At 41.2% G+C, this 19,091-nt stretch carries 13 protein-coding genes and 1 pseudogene; 1 reads left to right on the forward strand and 13 read right to left on the reverse strand.

The features are described 5' to 3' along the window. Positions 1–26: 26 nt before the first annotated feature. From DXN04_RS16990 to DXN04_RS17045, 12 genes and pseudogenes are all read right to left on the reverse strand, one after another. Entirely contained in the window at positions 27–1,241 is a 1,215-nt protein-coding gene (locus DXN04_RS16990; protein ID WP_147319965.1) for a glycosyltransferase family 4 protein, read from the reverse strand. Next, positions 1,242–2,330, reverse strand: a complete 1,089-nt coding sequence (locus DXN04_RS16995) for a glycosyltransferase (protein ID WP_116854581.1) — start codon at positions 2,328–2,330, stop codon at positions 1,242–1,244. It lies immediately after the preceding gene. An 8-nt stretch (positions 2,331–2,338) separates the two neighbouring features. Beyond that, positions 2,339–2,494, reverse strand: a pseudogene (locus DXN04_RS35805) (DapH/DapD/GlmU-related protein); the annotation flags it as partial. A gap of 353 nt (positions 2,495–2,847) precedes the next feature. Further along, positions 2,848–3,939: a glycosyltransferase family 4 protein gene (locus tag DXN04_RS17005; RefSeq protein WP_116854583.1), complete on the reverse strand. Its 1,092-nt coding sequence runs from the start codon at positions 3,937–3,939 to the stop codon at positions 2,848–2,850. A gap of 16 nt (positions 3,940–3,955) precedes the next feature. Continuing rightward, entirely contained in the window at positions 3,956–5,152 is a 1,197-nt protein-coding gene (locus tag DXN04_RS17010) for an O-antigen ligase family protein (RefSeq protein ID WP_116854584.1), read from the reverse strand. A gap of 2 nt (positions 5,153–5,154) precedes the next feature. Next, positions 5,155–7,080: an asparagine synthase (glutamine-hydrolyzing) gene (gene asnB / locus DXN04_RS17015; RefSeq protein ID WP_116854585.1), complete on the reverse strand. Its 1,926-nt coding sequence runs from the start codon at positions 7,078–7,080 to the stop codon at positions 5,155–5,157. 3 nt (positions 7,081–7,083) lie between these two features. Then, entirely contained in the window at positions 7,084–8,307 is a 1,224-nt protein-coding gene (locus tag DXN04_RS17020; protein ID WP_116854586.1) for an oligosaccharide flippase family protein, read from the reverse strand. An 89-nt stretch (positions 8,308–8,396) separates the two neighbouring features. Continuing rightward, entirely contained in the window at positions 8,397–9,404 is a 1,008-nt protein-coding gene (locus DXN04_RS17025; RefSeq protein ID WP_116854587.1) for an SDR family oxidoreductase, read from the reverse strand. Positions 9,405–9,422: 18 nt separating this feature from the next. Then, entirely contained in the window at positions 9,423–10,712 is a 1,290-nt protein-coding gene (locus DXN04_RS17030) for a nucleotide sugar dehydrogenase (RefSeq protein ID WP_116854588.1), read from the reverse strand. 31 nt (positions 10,713–10,743) lie between these two features. Further along, the gene (locus tag DXN04_RS17035; protein ID WP_116854589.1) at positions 10,744–13,158 is read right to left on the reverse strand and encodes a GumC family protein; all 2,415 of its coding nucleotides are present in this window, start codon (positions 13,156–13,158) and stop codon (positions 10,744–10,746) included. A 20-nt stretch (positions 13,159–13,178) separates the two neighbouring features. Further along, positions 13,179–14,024, reverse strand: a complete 846-nt coding sequence (locus DXN04_RS17040) for a polysaccharide biosynthesis/export family protein (protein WP_116854590.1) — start codon at positions 14,022–14,024, stop codon at positions 13,179–13,181. A 60-nt stretch (positions 14,025–14,084) separates the two neighbouring features. Beyond that, the gene (locus tag DXN04_RS17045; RefSeq protein WP_233525614.1) at positions 14,085–15,737 is read right to left on the reverse strand and encodes a polysaccharide biosynthesis protein; all 1,653 of its coding nucleotides are present in this window, start codon (positions 15,735–15,737) and stop codon (positions 14,085–14,087) included. A gap of 1,706 nt (positions 15,738–17,443) precedes the next feature. On the opposite strand from DXN04_RS17045, the gene DXN04_RS17055 reads away from it, so the two are divergent. Then, positions 17,444–18,460: a GntR family transcriptional regulator gene (locus tag DXN04_RS17055; protein WP_116854593.1), complete on the forward strand. Its 1,017-nt coding sequence runs from the start codon at positions 17,444–17,446 to the stop codon at positions 18,458–18,460. An 18-nt stretch (positions 18,461–18,478) separates the two neighbouring features. Here the strand turns inward: DXN04_RS17055 and DXN04_RS17060 are convergent, their stop codons facing one another. Continuing rightward, complete coding sequence (locus DXN04_RS17060; RefSeq protein ID WP_116854594.1) at positions 18,479–19,081, reverse strand: FMN-binding negative transcriptional regulator; 603 nt, start codon at positions 19,079–19,081, stop codon at positions 18,479–18,481. Between the last annotated feature and the right edge of the window lie 10 nt (positions 19,082–19,091).

The following is a 19,091-nucleotide window of genomic DNA, read 5'->3' on the forward strand; positions in this document are numbered from 1 at the left end:
TGCTTAGTTTTGTAATGTCAATAATACTAAACAGCCTGTAGCACCTCCTTGTATCTTGCAGCTGCAATTTCCAGGGAATACTCTTCTTTGGCCAGTTTAATTGCATTTTTCTGTTGTTGCACAAGGGTTGATGAATCATTTAGATTATTGGACAGTGCAAGAGCGGCATCCCGGATGCTCATTGCCGGAGACAATACTAATCCTGCTTTATTTTCAGTAATCGCTTTGGCTTGCCATCCCTCATAATTTATTAAAACGGGCCGGGAGGCTGCCAGGCAATCAAAGTATTTATTGGCTGAATTAGCCCACATTGCTTTTACAGGGATAAAGAAGGAACTACCCATGGTACATTCTGCATATAAAAGAGGCAGCATTTTTTTGGGTACCGGGTCTACAAAAATTACTTGTTTATTCAATACGAGCCTTTCTGCTGCATACCGGAGCACTTCGTCTTTTTCCATACCGTCTCCTACGATCACGAACACTATTTCCGGGTCAATCCTGGAAGTTTCTACTGCCAGATCTACCAGGTATTTAATGCCGTTCACTACTCCAAGGGTACCTGCATAGAGAACAATCTTGCCCGATAGGGTATATTTTCTAAGGATAGGCCCTCCTTCCGGGATATTTGAAAACCTGTTGATCTCAGAGATATTACAGATCACTGTTACCTTCTCAGGTGGAGTGCCTGTGCGGGTTACAATAGAATCCTTCATATCGCTTGAAAGCGCAACTATATGTTTCGATTTCCGGTAAATATGCTTTTCGAAGGCATTCAATACGCTTATCAACAGCTTATTTTTAATAATACCCATAGCTACCGGCACTTCGGGCCACACATCCCTCACTTCGAAGATAAAAGGGGTACCATGTAGGAAACGCTTCACCAGCGCCGGTACTCCAATACTGATAGGAGTTGAAGTGGCAAGCATCACATCTCCTTTTACTTTCAACACCCTCCTGGTTGCAAAAAGCAGGAATTTCAGGAAGATCAGGATACGTTTGGAAAACCGCGTTTTGTTGCTATACTCCTGCTTTAAGATATGCAATTCAATCCCCTCATAATTTACAACAGTCCATGTGCCCGTTAGTTCAAAGTTCTTTAAATAAGCACTGGAAGTGATCATCACTACCTCATGCCCCTGTTCCAGGAATTTCTTTGACAGGTCGTAAGAACGGGTGCCGCCGGACATTGATGGAGTCGCAAAATATTGGTGTAAATAAATTATTCTCTTTGACACTTATTTAGCAGGTTTAATTATTTCATTGTAAATTTTTTCCAGTTTCTGCATGTTCGTCTGCCGGTTTCCTTCCTTCACAACAAATTGCTGATTTTCCGAAATGATAGCCGGCACCCTGCCAAAAAATTCATTCCTCAGATATATCAATTGTTCTGCCAAATTTCCCGAATCACCGACGGGGAAGAATAAAGCTGATCTGTTATGTTCCAGTACAGCCTTATTTGCTACAATATCTGTCACTACCGGAAACAGTCCGGCCGCCATCGCCTCCAGCAGGCTCAGACTGGTACCGTCTGATAAAGAAGAAGATATATATATATTGCACTTTTCGAACACCTCAAGCTGAGCAGTATTTTGTACCTGGCCGTAAAAAGTAACATGCTTATCCAATCCATTATCCTGAACAAATTTTTCAGCAACTTCTTTTAATGGTCCTCCTCCTACAAAATGCATCTCAAATGGCACATTTCTTTCCTTTAAAAGGACTAAGGCCTTAACTATCGTCATATGGTCATAAACAGGCTCAAATCGCCTGTTACATACCATTTTTAACATGTACGGAGCTGCATGGGAACTATGATGCTGAAAGAAAGTTTCATAATTGATCCCAACATTAAAATTATGGAGCTTATGGGCAGGGATACCCAGTTGCAGGACTTTATCATGCAGTTCCCGGGATACAACATTGATCGCTGCTGCCCTGCCCAGGATACGTTTGAGTAAGAACCGCCACAATGGAGATTTCACACTTGCATTGATATCACTGCCATGGGCGGTCACTATGGTGCGGGGGTGATGAATAACATAGGCGGCCAAACCACCGCTGGTAACATAATGTGCATGAATTATATCCGGTTGCAGGGCCTTTATAATTTTCCTGGCACTGAAAGCCGCTTTGATATATTTATATTTATTCGACTTTGCCCTTATATCATATTCCTTTCCTTCCCATGCATTGTGTACAGGCACATTTCTTTCAGGAGAAGGACTCAGGGCTATAAAATGTACTTCATGCCCCTGTTCCTTAAAGTAATCGATATACGGCTGGATATGGGTAAAAGTGCCCGCAGATAAAAAACAGATCTTCATTACTGATTCCTGTATTTAATAATTTTCGCAGGATTGCCCCCTACAATTGCATAGTCAGGCACATTTTTAGTCACAATGGCACCAGCTCCTATTATTGCCCCTGAACCGATTTTCACACCGGGTAATATGATCGCCCTCGTTCCAATCCATACATCATCTCCTATCTCCACTGGCTTCACGACAGTGCCTTTTTCCATATTCATGGGAATGCTCAGGTCATCAAATTTATGATTACGGGTCAGGATGATCACCTCTGGTCCCATCATGACATTATCGCCTATCTTTAAAGGGCCTCTTACATGGGCCCTCACCCCAATTCCCGAATTATGGCCGATAGTAATACCCTTTCCTGATCCAATATTTGCACGGCTCTCCACGTTGATATTATTACCTGCTTTGTCCAGGATACCACTGGCTATGAACGCCCTGATCTTCCTGATGAAAAACAAATACCGGTTATTCGTTTGCGGCAGATAATAGGCAAAGCCGTAATAGAAGATTAAACTGATTATTCTAATCATACCCTCAATAAGTTCAGATATTTATTTAAGAATACTAATTTGTCGAATTCTGCCCTTGCAAAAGCCAGGTTCTCCCTGCTCATATCCTGCAACTGAGCCGGAGATAAAGCCATCAATCTTTTGATAGCATCGGCAATAGAAGCAGGATCTGCCGGGTCAAAGAGAAACCCGTTCACCCCTTCTTTGACCAATCGTGGATTATCGCATACATTGCTGGCCAAAACTGGTTTGCCACAGGCCATGGCTTCGCAGATGACATTTGGACAACCTTCGTAAAAGGATGGCAGGCATACCACAGTGGCCTCATTGAAAAGGCGGGGAATTTCCCTGGAAGGCCCGTCCAGAAAAACCATTTTTTCAAGCCCATGTTCCTTCACATATGCAGCCGCCTCCAGGTACCGGGACGTTCCCTGTGGTACACCATCAACCAGCATCTTATTGCCATACCAGTATAATTCCACTGGTAGCCCTTTCAGGGAATGTATTGCCTTTATAAGGTTTTCAGAATTTTTCAGCCGCTGATAACTGGCTGCTACTACAATTTTCACAACTCCATTTGCGGGTAGAGTTACTTCCATTGGTCTAAACTTCTCAAAATCGACTGCATTCACTATTGTATGCATTTTCTTCTTTAACCAAGGCGCATGATTTACCACATATTCAGAAAGGTTATAGCTATTTGTTACCACAAAATCTGCCAGCCTGTGAAAATGAAAACGGACTTTGTCTCTTGCTGAAATTTTTCCGACTTTCCCCGTGCGCTCGGACACAATCAGGCCCCATTTCCGAAAGGGAACTGATGCCAGTTCTGAAATCAGGTTAGGGTTATCTAAAAAAGAAATGACATAATCAGGTTTCGCCTGCTTTACTGCTACCAGGTACTTATATGTTCTTGAGAACAGGTTCGTCCATTTGACGGTGACTACATTGATCTTCAACCTATCGGTCACTTCTTTATAAAAGTTGTCGTCCAGATAAGTGATGAATTCTACAGTATGTCCTTTGCCAATCAGCAACTCCGCCAAAATTACGATCTGACGTTGCGCACCTCCCGAACCTAATCCATCAATACATAAAACCACCTTCATATCTAATGCTCAAATTTTAATTTAATTGATGCACTGTGACCACCGGAATTTCCCGCTGCACAGTATGCATTTTCAAGTAAGCGACCATGGTGAAATACAAAAGCCAGAACAGCTTCTCTCCAAACAATACGATTGCAAAAGAGCTGATTATGACCATCAGTGCAAAATATATGGTCCAGACAATGCTATTTTTACGATAAATATCTGAACGGTATGCCATCACGACCAATTGAATCAAAGCTGCATGGAAAATCAGGAATCCAAAAATACCTGTATTAGCCAGTAATTCGACCATATTGTTGTGTGAATACAAATTATATCCACCCAAAAACACAAAGGCGCCATATCCCCAACCAAAGAATGGCCGCTGCGTCCACATATCCCATCCTTTCACGGCCAGGTTATACCGAAGCAAGTCAGATTCACTATATTCTCTGTTTCCGGAAAATACATCCTGCAAATACGTGAATCGGTCAAATGCCTCAGAGTTATCCATAAGGAAATTGGTAATAAAAAAACCAGATAATGAAACGAGCAGGATGGATATAAACACGAGCGTTGTGGTATTCTTTATGATACGAATGTAAAATACCAGGTAAAGAACATTTAGCAGGTACATGAACAAACCCAGCTTGGAGCCACTCATCATCACCTGTTGGGCAGCCAGAATAATGAAGATTAAAATAAGACTCCGCCAAAACTTTGAGTATAACTTATAACGCTGTAACAGGAATGAGATACAGAAATTAACCATTAGCGAAAAAAGGTTCGAGTTCCCCAATGTACCTACATAACGACTTGTACGGCCCCAATCATCAACCTGTGGAACAAAAATATTCATGATAAAACCAATGAATAACCCCAAACTTAAACCAACCAGCACCATATCAAAAGCCCGCACATTATCCACGATCCTTGTTAGGATATAAGACAATACAAGAATCATCATAATATTAATGATAGCTTCTCCAGGGAGGTCATACGGAAAGAAGGCGAACGAAATCAAACTATACACAGAGAGGAATACCAGGCAACCCAAACCCCAGTTAAAAGGTCCTTTTACCCTGGGTCGGTTCATGTGTAAGGTCTGAATGAAATATTCCACTATCATCAAACCTGCGAAGATCTTAGGAATGATTGTCAGGCTCTCGTAATCAAAACAAACGATCGCTGAAAATGCATATAAGAACAATAATACATTGATCCGATTCATTATTAAACTCTATCTTTTATCCAGTGGCTAAACCACATTTGAAAACATAAAATCCGCCAGATCCTGTCAGCATCAGCCCTTCGTTGCTTGTCCTGGAAACGGCGGCGTAATTTTTTTATTTCCTGAAAATCAAATACTCCACTTGTTGCGATTTCCTGCTCACTAAGATAAGTGTCGCAAAACACTGCCAGCTCCTTCAGCAACCATTGCTGTATAGGCACTGCAAACCCACGCTTTGGCAGGTCAAGAAGTTCCTTTGGCAGCATTGAATAATCTATTTCTTTCAGCAGGTACTTTGGAATATTATTTTTAAATTTAATGTCCGACGGAATCCTTGTCACATATTCAAACAACCGATGGTCCAGCAATGGTTCCCTTCCTTCCAGGCTATATGCCATTGTAGCCCTGTCCACTTTCACCAGGATATCATCCAGCATATAAGTCTTTACATCGGTGGACTGCATTTTTTCGATTTCACTATTTTCTGCAGACAAATTGCCCGTAACATCAAACGCAGTATCCACTTTTTTATAGTCTCCTTTTAACAGTTTCTTCAGCTCATAATTGCTGAACAATCTATAATCTATCTTTTTCAAGAAAGAAGCACTTCTATTTTTTGCATGCACAATTTCCTGTGCCCGTTCCAGTATTGCGTCCTGATCATAGCGCCCCTGCATTCTTCTGTACCTGCGCATCAGCCCTAATCCCCAACCAATTGGATACTTTAATATACCGGGAGAATTTCGCAGTATATTATACAGCCCACCCTTTGAGTAATATTTTGTGTATCCACCAAAGATCTCATCTCCACCATCGGCGGATAACGCAACTGTAACATGAGAGCGTACCTTCTGACTCAACAGCATTGTTGGTATAGCGGATGAATCAGCAAAGGGTTCGTCATAATACAATGGCAACTGCGGAATGATCTCCAGCGCTTCTTTTTCTGTGCAGATATATTCGTGATGTTCTGTGTTCAACAAAACCGAGACCTCTTTCGCAATCTTCGCTTCATTGTACGCTTCATTATCGAACCCGATTGTGAAAGTTTTCAGCTTGTATCCCAGTTGTTTGGTCAGCAATGCGGTAACCAGTGAACTATCAATACCGCCGCTTAAGAACACGCCCACCGGCACATCTGATACCATGCGATAGTTAAAGGCAGACTTTAACAGTTCAACTGTTTCTGCTGTAATTTCAGCCTCTGTTTTATTGTAGAATTTCTCTTTATTGAATGCGGCGAGCGGCTCCCAATATGTCACCTCCCGCACAACTTTCCCTTTCTCTACATCATATTGTAAAATATGGCCGGGCGTTACTTTTCGCACATGCGTGAAGATGGAATATGGAGTTGGTATATACCCATATTTCAGGTATAAAGGAATTGCATCACGGTTTATGTCATTTTTAAATTCGGGATGCTTATAAAAGGTTTTGATCTCTGAAGAAAACATCAGCAGCTTATCTGATTCAAAAATGAACAGCGGCTTTACACCAAACCGATCCCTGATAAAATACACCTGTTTCTGCTTCCTATCAAACAACACAATGGCGAACATACCTATAAACTTTGATACAGCGTCGATTCCCCATTCTCTGTATGCATAGAGGATCATCTCTGTATCGCTGCCGGTCTTAAAAGAATAGCCCAGTGTTTTCAGTTCACTCCGGATCTCATCAAAATTGTAAATCTCTCCATTAAACACCACTACGAGTTCCTCATCATTGCTCAACATTGGCTGTCTGCCGGCATCTGAAAGGTCCAGTATTGCCAACCGGCGATGTCCCAGGAAAACTTTTTCTTCCTCATTGCCCCAATGACTGTTGCTGTCCGGACCGCGGTGAGCAAGCACCTCCAGCATTCCATCCATGATACCCTCATTGTAGTGTAATTTTGTCTTATGAATATATCCGGCGATACCGCACATGAGTTATTTTTTTAAATCAGCTACTATGGAAAGTCCCTTATATAAAAAGATCAGCAATTGTGTTGCGAACGACAACCATGCCAACCCAGTTACGGAAAAATAATAAATAACCGGCACTACAAGTACCAGGTTCATCACTGCAGAATAAGTCACCGCACGAAGTAATACCTTATTCATATTCTGGATGGCCAGCATGTTTGTAAAGAATGCGCCAAAAGGATAAAGTATGACACTCAACACAAACACGCGTAACACTGCCAATACAACTGCATCTTCATTTCCAACCACCAGTTTTACAACAAAAGGAGCCGCAATAAATACGCCAACACCTACAGCGGTACAAACCGACAATAATATAAAAAAGATTTTCTTTGATTCTTTAATATAAGCAACCATTGACTCCTTATACAGTTTTGCCTGCATAGGAAAAAACACCTGCGTAAAAGGGGTAGATACATTGTATAATCCTCTGAACACCTTATCTGCGGCTGAATATTGCCCCACTACAAACGGTGATTTAAAATAGGCAAGCACCAGCACGTTGGTAGAGGAATATAATGTTACAAATACCCTTGATAAAAAGATCCGCCAGCTTTCTCCCAGGTCAGCCTTCACATTCTGCCAGGTAGGTGCAAAAAAACGAAGGTTGTACTTAGTATATACAGGAATGACAGCTATAATACCACCAGCAAGGAACCCGATTGAGTTGAATAGAAAAACTGTTGCCAGCTGATCAGCACTCCTGATGAATAAAAAGATACAACCAGTGAAAAATATCTTGATCAGCGCATTGATCATCGTCGCCACTTTCATTTTCCTGATGGCCTGGTAAAACCAGATGGGGAAAATAGCCTGACCTACTACAGCAGGAAACGCCAGCAAGTATGCCATGAAGTGATTTCGTACCTCCGGAGCAAATAATCCGGCTATCAGTAACACGAGAAGAGAAATACCAATAAGTAGGCCTTTAGATGCCATTATGGTGTTAAATACCTTTGACTGCTCTTCTTCTGTGGCAGCCTGTGAAATATTCTTAACACCTGTTACATTAAAACCAAAATCCACCAGGATCAGAAAATAAGTAAGTACTGTTTGTATTACGGTATACTCTCCAAATACGCTTAATCCAAACACCCTGATAAGATACGGGAACGTTAGAAGGGGCAGTATATAATTTGAAGCCTGAAAAAGCGACAAATACAAAAACTCAGAAACTAATTTTTTCAACGATTTAAAATTTACTTTCTAACTGCAATTGCTTTTAGTGATATTAAGCGCCGATGATCCGGATATGCTGAATAGAAAGAAAGATCAAACTATTTCAGGTTGCGCCAATACCATGCTACTGCTTCATGCAGCCCATCCTTAAAGGAATAAGCCGGCTGGTAGCCCAGTAATTTTCCAGCCTTTTCAATTGAGGCCAGTGAATGTGGAATATCACCTTTTCTATTAGAACCATAAATGACTGATACATCCCCGATCTTTGGATCGAACACCTGTAGTTCTTTCTTTATGGCATCAGTAAGCTGCGTCAATGATGTTTGTTCGCCAAATGCCACGTTAAATACCTCCCCTACTGCTGCTTCAAGAGTTACAAACAGTGCTTTAATATTTGCCTGCACCACATTGTCGATATAAGTAAAGTCGCGGGAGAAGGCACCATCCCCATTTATAACGGGGCTTTCATGGCGAATGAACTGGGAAACGAACTTAGGGATCACTGCTGCATATGCACCATTCGGATCCTGTCGTTGTCCAAATACATTGAAATAACGTAGACCAATGAGCTCCATTCCATACGTTTTCCCGAATACATCTGCGTACAACTCATTTACATACTTCGTAACCGCGTAAGGTGATAAAGGTTTTCCTATGTGCTCTTCTACCTTGGGCAAGCCTGGATGGTCACCATATGTACTGGAACTGGCAGCGTAGACAAAGCGTTTGCAATTTTCATCTCTTACTGCAACCAGCATGTTCAGAAATCCTGAAACATTTATATCATTGGTTGTAATAGGATCATTGATGGAACGCGGCACGGAGCCGAGCGCAGCCTGGTGTAACACGTAGTCTATACCTTTTACTGCTATTTTACAATCTTCCAGGTTCCGGATATCACCTTCCAGCAGCTCGAATGCCGGGTTATCCATGAACTCATTCAAATTTTTCCTGTGTCCGGTTATAAAATTATCTAACACCCGCACTTTCCCTGCACCATGTTTGAGCAGGTATTCTACAAGGTTGGAACCTATAAATCCTGCTCCTCCGGTTACCAGGAAAGAATGTCCTGAAAGCTGACCGGGATGATAACTTGTATTATACATGAATTAATTAATATTGAATTAAAGCCTTCCATCTACCATTTCCTTACCAAGTACCCCTTTCACATCGTAGACTACACTCGTATCCTTACACAATCCTTTAATATCAAGACCGTTGAACTGTTTGTGTGCTACGGCGGAAATAACCGCGTCATAATCACAGGTACCATCCAGTTCCTGCACGGAATCCCAGCCATATTCATGTTTTACTTCCGCAGGGTTTGCCCACGGATCATACACTACGATTTCGGTTTCATATTCTTTCAGTGCAGTGAGAATATCGATTACTCTGGTATTTCTTACATCCGGGCAGTTCTCTTTGAAGGTAAAGCCCAGTACCAGTATTTTTGCTCCTTTTACAGGAATACTCTTTTTCACCATCAGCTTTACCACTTCCATGGCAACATACTGACCCATGCCGTCATTCAGCCGGCGGCCCGCCAGGATAATTTCGGGATGGTAACCCAGTTCCTGTGCTTTCTGAGCCAGGTAGTAAGGATCTACACCGATACAGTGGCCACCTACTAATCCTGGTTTAAACTTAAGGAAGTTCCATTTGGTACCGGCGGCATTCAATACATCTTCTGTATCAATACCCATCCTGTTAAAGATCTTTGCGAGTTCATTTACAAAGGCGATGTTGATATCACGCTGAGAGTTTTCAATTACCTTCGCTGCTTCGGCCACCTTGATAGATGCAGCTTTGTAGGTACCTGCCACTATCACAGAGTTATACAATGCATCTACTTTATCCGCTGTTTCCGGGGTAGAGCCGGAAGTTACCTTCAGTATTTTTGATACGGTATGTTCCTTATCACCGGGGTTAATACGCTCAGGAGAGTAGCCTGCAAAGAAGTCAACATTGAATTTTAAGCCGGACACCCTTTCAAGTACAGGAACACACTCATCTTCTGTAACACCTGGATATACAGTTGACTCGTACACGACGATGTCTCCTTTCTTCAATACTTTACCGACAGTTTCACTGGCTTTGTACAATGGGGTCAGGTCTGGCCTGTTGTGCTTATCTACTGGGGTAGGCACAGTTACAATGAAATAATTACAATTCCGGATCTCCTCTAAATTCGCAGTACAAAGCAGGCCGGAAGATGCATTGGTGTCTGTTGTCAAGACTTTCAACAGATCTTCACTGGCTACTTCAAGTGTAAAATCATTTCCTTCGTTTAACTCTCCTACCCTCTTCTGATTAATATCAAATCCAATGGTTAGGTATTTTTTGGAAAATTCGACCGCTAGCGGCAATCCAACATATCCCAATCCAATTACCGCTAATCTTGCGTTTGGCACCATAAAGTTGTGATATTTTTAGTTGAGGTTATTGTTATGCTTTTTTCGATTTGTGTAATCTTGATTTCAATCCCTTTGATGGTTTGCTACCACTTGTTTCGCCGGCATAACCATAGCCATAACCATAACCGTATCCATAACCATATCCGCTGGCACGATCCATTTTCACGTCATTCACGATCAGGTTAACTTTTGGCATTTTCCTCTGCAGGTACAGGTCACGGCTAATCTGTAATTGAGCCTTAAATGTGAAGCCTTGTCTTACAATGTACAGGGTGGCGTCGGCATATTTAGCGAGCAGCTGACCGTCTGTTACCAGACCTACAGGTGCTGTATCCACAATAATATAATCAAATTCCTGACGTAAATGCTCAAATAATTTTTCCGTCTTCTCCAGCAGCAATAATTCTGCCGGGTTTGGAGGAATCGGACCAGAGGTGATCAGGCTACAATTGGGGTGAAAATCGGAAGGGCGGATCACATCTTCGATTAAGGTCTTACCAATAGCATAGGTACTGAAGCCTGTTTGGTTGTTGATCCCCAGGTTCACGGAGATTTTTGGCTTTCTCAGGTCCATTTCCATGAGCACGACTTTCTTGCCTGAAATAGCCAGAACTGCCGCCAGGTTGGTCGCAATAAAAGACTTACCCTCACCACTCATGCTGGAAGTGACCAGAATGACCTTTTCATTTTTACCTGACAGTACGAACTGGAGGTTTGTTCTGATAGCGCGGAACTGCTCAACCAATGGCAGGGAAGAGTTTTCTTTCTTTACCACTACCAGGTCTTTAAAATCGCTGTGTCCGATCTCTGCCAGGATAGGCACTGGGCTATTTTCCTTGATATCGTTCTTATAGGCAATCCTTGTGCTCAGGATATCTTTCAGGTATAAACAAAGTGAAGGAATTGCAATACCGACCAGTAAACCGATCAGGATCACCAGGGAATGCTTGGGTTTAAAAGGTATCGGTTCGCTCTTTGCAGGATCGATCACCCTTGCAATCGCCATGTTGGATGATTTGGAAATGGCAGATTCCTCACGTCTTTTCAGCAGGAAAAGGTACAATTCCTGTTTGATGGCCTGTTGTCTTGAGTAGTCCAGGAAGATCCTTTCTTTTCCAGGTACCTGGTGAATCTGGGTATTCAATGCGGAAGAACGTGCCTTTAATTCCCTGATGCTCACCTCCACACCGCGTTTGTACGTACCGAGGCTTGTTTGGAGGTCTGCTCTCAATCCAGCGATCTGTAATTCAACATTTTTTACCACAGGATTTGCTTCTGTATTTGTCATCAGCAACCGTTCTCTTTCCAGCTCCAGGTTGTTGTACTTCTCAACCAGCGACATAAATGTCGGGTCCTGTACGATCAGTGCAGTTGGAACAATGCGGGCGTTATTTTTATCATCTTTAATATAGGATTCGAGTGACTGAATTACGCTCAGGTTAACTTCCTGCTCGGTCAGTTGCTTTGCAAAATCGGTGGTACCACTTATCAGGGCTTTAGACTGTTCGGTAATATCAGCGAGGTTATTCTCCTGTTTGAATTGCTGAATATCTTTCTCAACCCCCGACAATTCACTGCTCACTACTACCAGGCGTCTGTCAATAAATGAGATAGTGCTGTCTGCGATACGGTTCTTATCTTCCACATTTGCATGCAGGTAGGCATCAATCAGAGAATTGACGATCAACTCTCCTTTGGCCGGAACGGAAGAAACCAGGGACATATCGATCACGCTCACCTGTTTGTTTGGAACTGAGATCGCAAAGTTTTTCTGGTAATCGGCAACGGCCTTATCGATAGAGATAACCTTGATACCATATTTATGGCCTGCATCGATCGGGTATTGCCATTCACGGGCTAAAACGGCTGTACCTTCAGTCAACTTCAGGGTATCCCCCCATTTGCCATTGACATTTGCCATGCCCTTACTGGAGATCTCAAAACCGTTTTCTCCTTTTGTAACTACCTGGTAATTATTAGGAATAAGTGTATCTCTCAGGGATATCCAACGTAATTTAAAGGGAACATTTCCAAATATCTCGGCAGTCTTGATGCGACCAGATTCAGTATACGATACATTCAATTGCAGGTCATGCACAACCTTTTCCATGAGGGAGCGGGATTTCAGTACCTCCACTTCATTATCTACATTATCCTTATTATTGAACATGGACAATTGGGAAAGAATTTCCTGTCCAGGAAAATCGCCACCTTTCTTATCATCTTTTACAATGATCTTTGCATTTATTTTATAATCCGGGCTTGCATATCTTAAATATGCCATGGCTACACCGACACCTAAAACTAAAGACAAAACAAACCAATACCAGTTGGAAATGACTTTATCAACAATCCTTCTTACTACAATTTTACTATCTGTACTGTCACTTTTAAAGGTCTGACCGTTAACGTGACCATTTAGATGCATATTATCGCTACTATTCATATATTTTATATGAAATTATACTAGAAATTGATTCTGGAAACCGCAATGATTACCACAGATAATACAGAGGTCAGGATCGAAATGTTTCTTACCTGTGACATATCTGTCGAATTTACCTTGGCTTTGTTTGGCTCTACATATACGACATCACCCTGATGTAAATAGAAGTATGGAGAGGCAAACAATTTGCTATCGTTCAGATTGAAGCGTACAAAATCCTTTTTACCATTATTATCCCTGATCAGCAATACATTTTCTCTTTTGCCATAAATAGTCAGATCTCCGGCCATTCCAATCGCATCCAGAATGCTGACCTTTTCATTAGGCATTACGTATGCAGCGGGTCTCATTACTTCACCAAGTATTGTAATCTTAAAATTCGCAAAACGAACAGCCACAACAGGATCTTTATAATATTGATCGGCACCTTTCTTGACTTCATCTCTGACCTGGTCAGTAGTTTTACCTGCTACCATTATTTTGCCTATAACGGGAAGTAAAACATAGCCATTTTTATCAACCAGGTAGCTGTTGGGGACAGGAGTATTTGTAGAAGGAGCGCCAGGAACCGCTGCGGAGCTGGCACCATTGGTTGCTAAAATCGAATTTCCCGGGTTCATCATAGATGTGGTGGCTACATCCAGGGTTTGTATTGTGACTTGTAAAATATCATCTGCCTGTATAGTTGGAGTTACAAATGCGGCCAGCTCGACACTATGATTATTGATTGTATCTGGAATATCTTTGAAGTAGGTAATATTTTTAGGAGTGGAACAAGAAAACAAGCTAACTAAAACAATACATCCTATCCACAGATATTTAATAGGGCTATATTGTAGTATCCCTTCCTTTTTAATTAGATTCATTTATTTAAATAATTGTTTAAAAATGATGGTTCCGATATTAGCAATTTTATGGCTGCAAACTTAGGACAATTTTATTTTATCTTTATCCAATTGCTCATATGCGGAATTCTTACTAATAAACTCGGGTACCAATTGCTTCATTAGTGCCACTGTAGGTGTAATATAGTGCTTATTAGCAGATTCTATCAGTTGCTCAATTCTTTCATTCACTTCAGCGAAATCGTACTCTCTTACCTTGGCTATCATGATTTTCTCATGGTAGGTACTCACAGTATTCTCAGAATTATTAAGTAATTCTTCATATAGTTTTTCTCCGGGGCGCAGGCCAGTATAGACAATTTGGATATCTTTTCCTGGTTCTTTCCCGCTCATGAGGACCATTTTTCTAGCCAGGTGGGCAATTTTTACCGGCTGGCCCATGTCGAACACGAAGATCTCCCCTCCCTGCCCCATAGCGCCGGCTTCGAGTACAAGCTGACAAGCTTCAGGGATCGTCATAAAGTAGCGGGTAATTTCAGGATGGGTCACAGTCACTGGCCCTCCTTTTTCTATTTGCTGTTTGAACCGTGGAATAACACTTCCATTAGACCCAAGCACGTTCCCGAACCGGGTGGTAATAAACCTGGTAGGGGGATGCCCATAAACCGGCCCAGTCTTTTTGTAGTGCTTGTGCATGTGAAAGTTGAAAGATTGGGTAAAGATCTCTGCGATCCTTTTAGATGCCCCCATCACATTAGTTGGGTTAACAGCTTTATCTGTTGATACAGTCACAAATTTCTCTACGCCAAAGTCTGATGACAATTCAGCCAGGATTTTTGTGCCGAGTACATTATTAATGACCGCTACAGATGGATTCTTTTCCATCATGGGCACATGTTTATAAGCGGCAGCGTGGTACACCATGGCCGGTTCATATACCTCGAACAGCTGCTGCATACGATTTCTATCACATATGTTTGCAATAAACGGAACGATAGCCACGTTGGAAGCCATATCCTGCAATTCCAGTTCAAGTTCATGCAAGGGGGACTCGGCTTTATCGCAAAGGATAAGTACAGAAGGATTGAGTTTTACAAGTTGTCTTACAAGTTCACTTCCAATAGAACCGGCAGCACCTGTTACCAGGATAGATTTTCCTCTTGCTTCTTTGTGAACCTGGGCATTATTGATTTTGATAACGTTACGGTCCAGCAGGTCTTCGATGCGGATATCCTGAAGTTTTGAAGAATTCCAGCCAGAGTTAATCCATTTATTGACAGGTAATACTTTTTGGACCTTTATATTCAGTGAAAGACAATGGTCGACAAGGTTGTTTAGTAAAGCAGGATCAATAGCTTCTTCTACTAAGAGAAGTAGCTTCACTCCTTCCTGGGCAACCAGTTTCTCGAGAGAAGCACGACTGGTACCAAAGATTGGCAGGCCTTCCAGGCGCTTTCCTGTTCTCGTCAGTTTATCGTCAAGAAAACCACAGATACGGATATCGCCGCCAAGATCGTCGTTGATAGCCTTGCGTACCATGAGACCGGAATAATCGGCGTTGTAAATCACCGCCTTAGTCTTATTTATAGCACCATAACGGGCGTAATAGTGGAAAGCCCATTTTACAATCAGTCTATAAGAAAGTAAAGTAGCAATACTAATGAAGAAGTTAATAAGAATAACAGACAATGGGATCATAGTACCCGTACCATAGTGTACGGACGCGTAGTTCACAGAAAAATAGATTAAACTCCCAACTAACCCCATACCAGATATTCTCCCAATATCGGACACACTGGTATAACGAATGATGCCCGTATAAGTACGAAATATCAATGATGTCAACAGATTTGTACAAACAACCACTACCATTATATCGCTAATGGAATAGTGGCTAAAATCTTCGAGGTTAAAATTGAACCTTAGCAAATATGCCAGGTTCATAGCAACAATAGAACACCCGAGGTCTAATAGCAATATCAGCCAGGACGGGGTTATCCAAGATCTCTTAGTCATCGAATTAATTAGATAAGGTTAAAACTGTACCAGTGATTTAAAATTGTCCCAATCTCTGATATTTACCCTTATATTATGTTTATGTCATGCGAGATAAACAACGTGCAAAGTAAATACATTATATTAACTTTTGCATTAAGAATAGTTATCAAAGATTAGATGTTTTTTTTAATAATATCAACTTTTCATAACTTATAAATAATTAGCAAATATAACTTCATTATATATAATAACTTACATCGAATTTGAATCGATCAGTCTGGAAGGTCTCAATTAGGAAGTAAATGAATTTATTTAAAAAAATACGTATTTATACGTACCGGTCAGGGAGGTGCTTATTTGAATTTTTAACGGGAACTGTAATTTTTTTTCTGACAATTCGAATAGTCTACCAAATAAGCAGGGACTCATGCAGTCCGACGATATGCCCTCACGATTATTTTCCGGGGATGGCAGATTAACTCTAAAAGCTAGTTGTGTCAGATAACTATAGCAAATATTAAATCTGTCACCTCCTGTTTCACCAAACAACCACTATTGCTGACTTTTAAGCAAACTCTATACCAATTGAGGGTATTTACAAATAATATGCATCGATCAGATAACAATTTTTATAAAAGATTGTTTTCGGTTTTCGAAAAACAACTAATTGAAACAGTAACAAACGAGACACATTATTTATATCAGTAGTATATCGGTGCTATATTCGGTTTTTCCTTTCCTGGACTTTGGGGGGACTTTAGGGAATTACATCTATTCTCCTTTATACCATATATATGATTTTTTGAAACATTTATAACAGATATACCTTCTAAGCGGGAAAACCCCTAAAAGATACTTGACGATAAAACCCCGCGGCACCCGGTCTTCCAGTGTTCCACTCTTGCAATGCGGACAGCGATGCACCTTTTTAGTAGCAGCGGTTTCTGGGATTGCAGCATGTTGATTTTGATTCATAGCTATTATAGTAAAAGTTGTGTACATATACTCGTGCCCGTAAATAACGATTACATCCGTCATTGGGATAGCTTTCACATCATATGGTTAAAATTCTAAAGGAGGGAAAGAAATATTATAATAACACGCATGTTTGTAAATCAAAATTAATACTATCGTTAATACAAAAACAATAATGATTTGTTAACGAAAATCATCAAATCTCGGGAACGCCCGTCACGTCTACATATAAACGAAGGTCAAATAGTAAGAATTATTGCATTACCACCTATATTGCGCAATTTTGTACGAAATAGAGATCCTTTCTATAACTCTCTGAATTTTGCTGGCAGGTAGACTAATTACATAACAATTATTATGCAAATTATGTTCAGGAGGATATATTAATTATATAGTCATATCACAGGTCTGAAATAACTCATTTTTTTTATACATGAAATGAAATAAGTTTTTAAGTATTTTAGGGTATGAAAGGGCTGAAACTTGATACCAGTAGTAAAATTCCCGTTTATCAGCAGATAGTACATTCCATTATGGCAGCCGTGCGGGATGGCATTTTGAAGCGCGACCAGCAAATCCCTTCTATAAATGAATTGAGTGAAGAATACCTGTTATCCCGCGGAACTGTGGAGAAAGCGTACAATGAATTGAGGGAGAAGAAAGTAATTATATCAGTAAAAGGTAAAGGATATTTCATCAATCGGACCGATGTCACCACTCCCCTACGGATCCTACTTTTATTTAATAAAATAAGCAATTATAAAAAGCAGTTGTATAATGCATTTGTACATGCATTGGGCGATAATGTATTTGTAGACCTGCACATTCATCACCATAGTGTGACCTTGTTCGAGAACCTGATGAATAACCGCATTGGGGATTATGATTACTATGTAATCATGCCTCACTTTTATGAGCAGCCGGAGAAGGTGTTGGAGATTATACAAAGGGTACCTGCAGAACAGTTGATTCTGCTGGATCGGGATCTGCCTGGCTTAAAAGGTAAATACGGCATGGTATATCAAAATTTTGAGAAGGATATATATGCTTCATTGACAGATGCTTTACCTCAACTATCAAAGTATGATAAATTAGTGTATGTGAATCCCGGGATGGTACCTTACCCCGAGGAGATCAAGATGGGATTCCAGTATTTCTGCAGAATGAACGATTTTAATTATTCAGTGATCGAAGGAGTTGAGTTGGATACGCCCGTAATTAAGGGACAGGCCTATGTGATAATTGAGGAAATGGATCTGGTCAATCTGGTGAAAATTTGCCGCAATCAGGGATTGGAAATTGGGAAAGATGTAGGGATCCTGAGTTATAATGAGACCTTGCTGAAAGAAGTATTATTAGATGGTATAACGGTTATTTCAACAGATCATGATGCCATGGGCAAAGCAGCAGCACGGATGATCCTGGGCAAAAGGCTGGAGGTAGTGAAAAATGAGTTTAAACTGATAGTAAGAAATTCTTTGTAAGGGGGAATGGTCCCCCTGTTACTTTTCCATATACTCCCCTGTCTGCGACACATTCGTATCATCTGATTTTTTCAATGACTCAACAATCCGTTTTCTTTCTTCTTCAGTTTTATTCTGGCTCAGTTTCTTTTTTCCCTGCAAGGTCGTAACGCCTATCTCAAATGCCACAATACCATTCGCCATTTTGTATTTAAACGTCTCCGGCAGTTCATTCCACTGCATCATATATGCCGGTTCATAATCATTGATAGCTGATTCCAGCAATGCCATCACTGCTTCTTTTTCGTGGATAATATTCGCTTTCCCATACGCATGCACAGACAGGTAATTCCAGGTAGGCACTGATTGCCTGCTGTCATAATGCGAAGGAGAAATATAGGCATGTGGTGCTGAAAAGATAACCAGGTTCTGCTGCTCACTGATGACCTGCCATTGTTTATTGGCTTTTGCCATGTGGGAGGTCAGGACCAGCTGTCCGCCCCGCATTTCCGCATGAAAAGGCAGGTGAGTGGCAACGGGCGTGCCTTCTATGTTGGTGATCAGAGTGGCAAAACTGTACCGCTGAATAAAGGAGAGGATTTCAGCGGGGTTGTCCATTAGGTTATCGTGTGGTATGTACATGGTACAAAGA

The sequence above is a fragment of the Chitinophaga silvisoli genome (assembly GCF_003412465.1).
Classification (GTDB): Bacteria; Bacteroidota; Bacteroidia; order Chitinophagales; family Chitinophagaceae; genus Chitinophaga; species Chitinophaga silvisoli.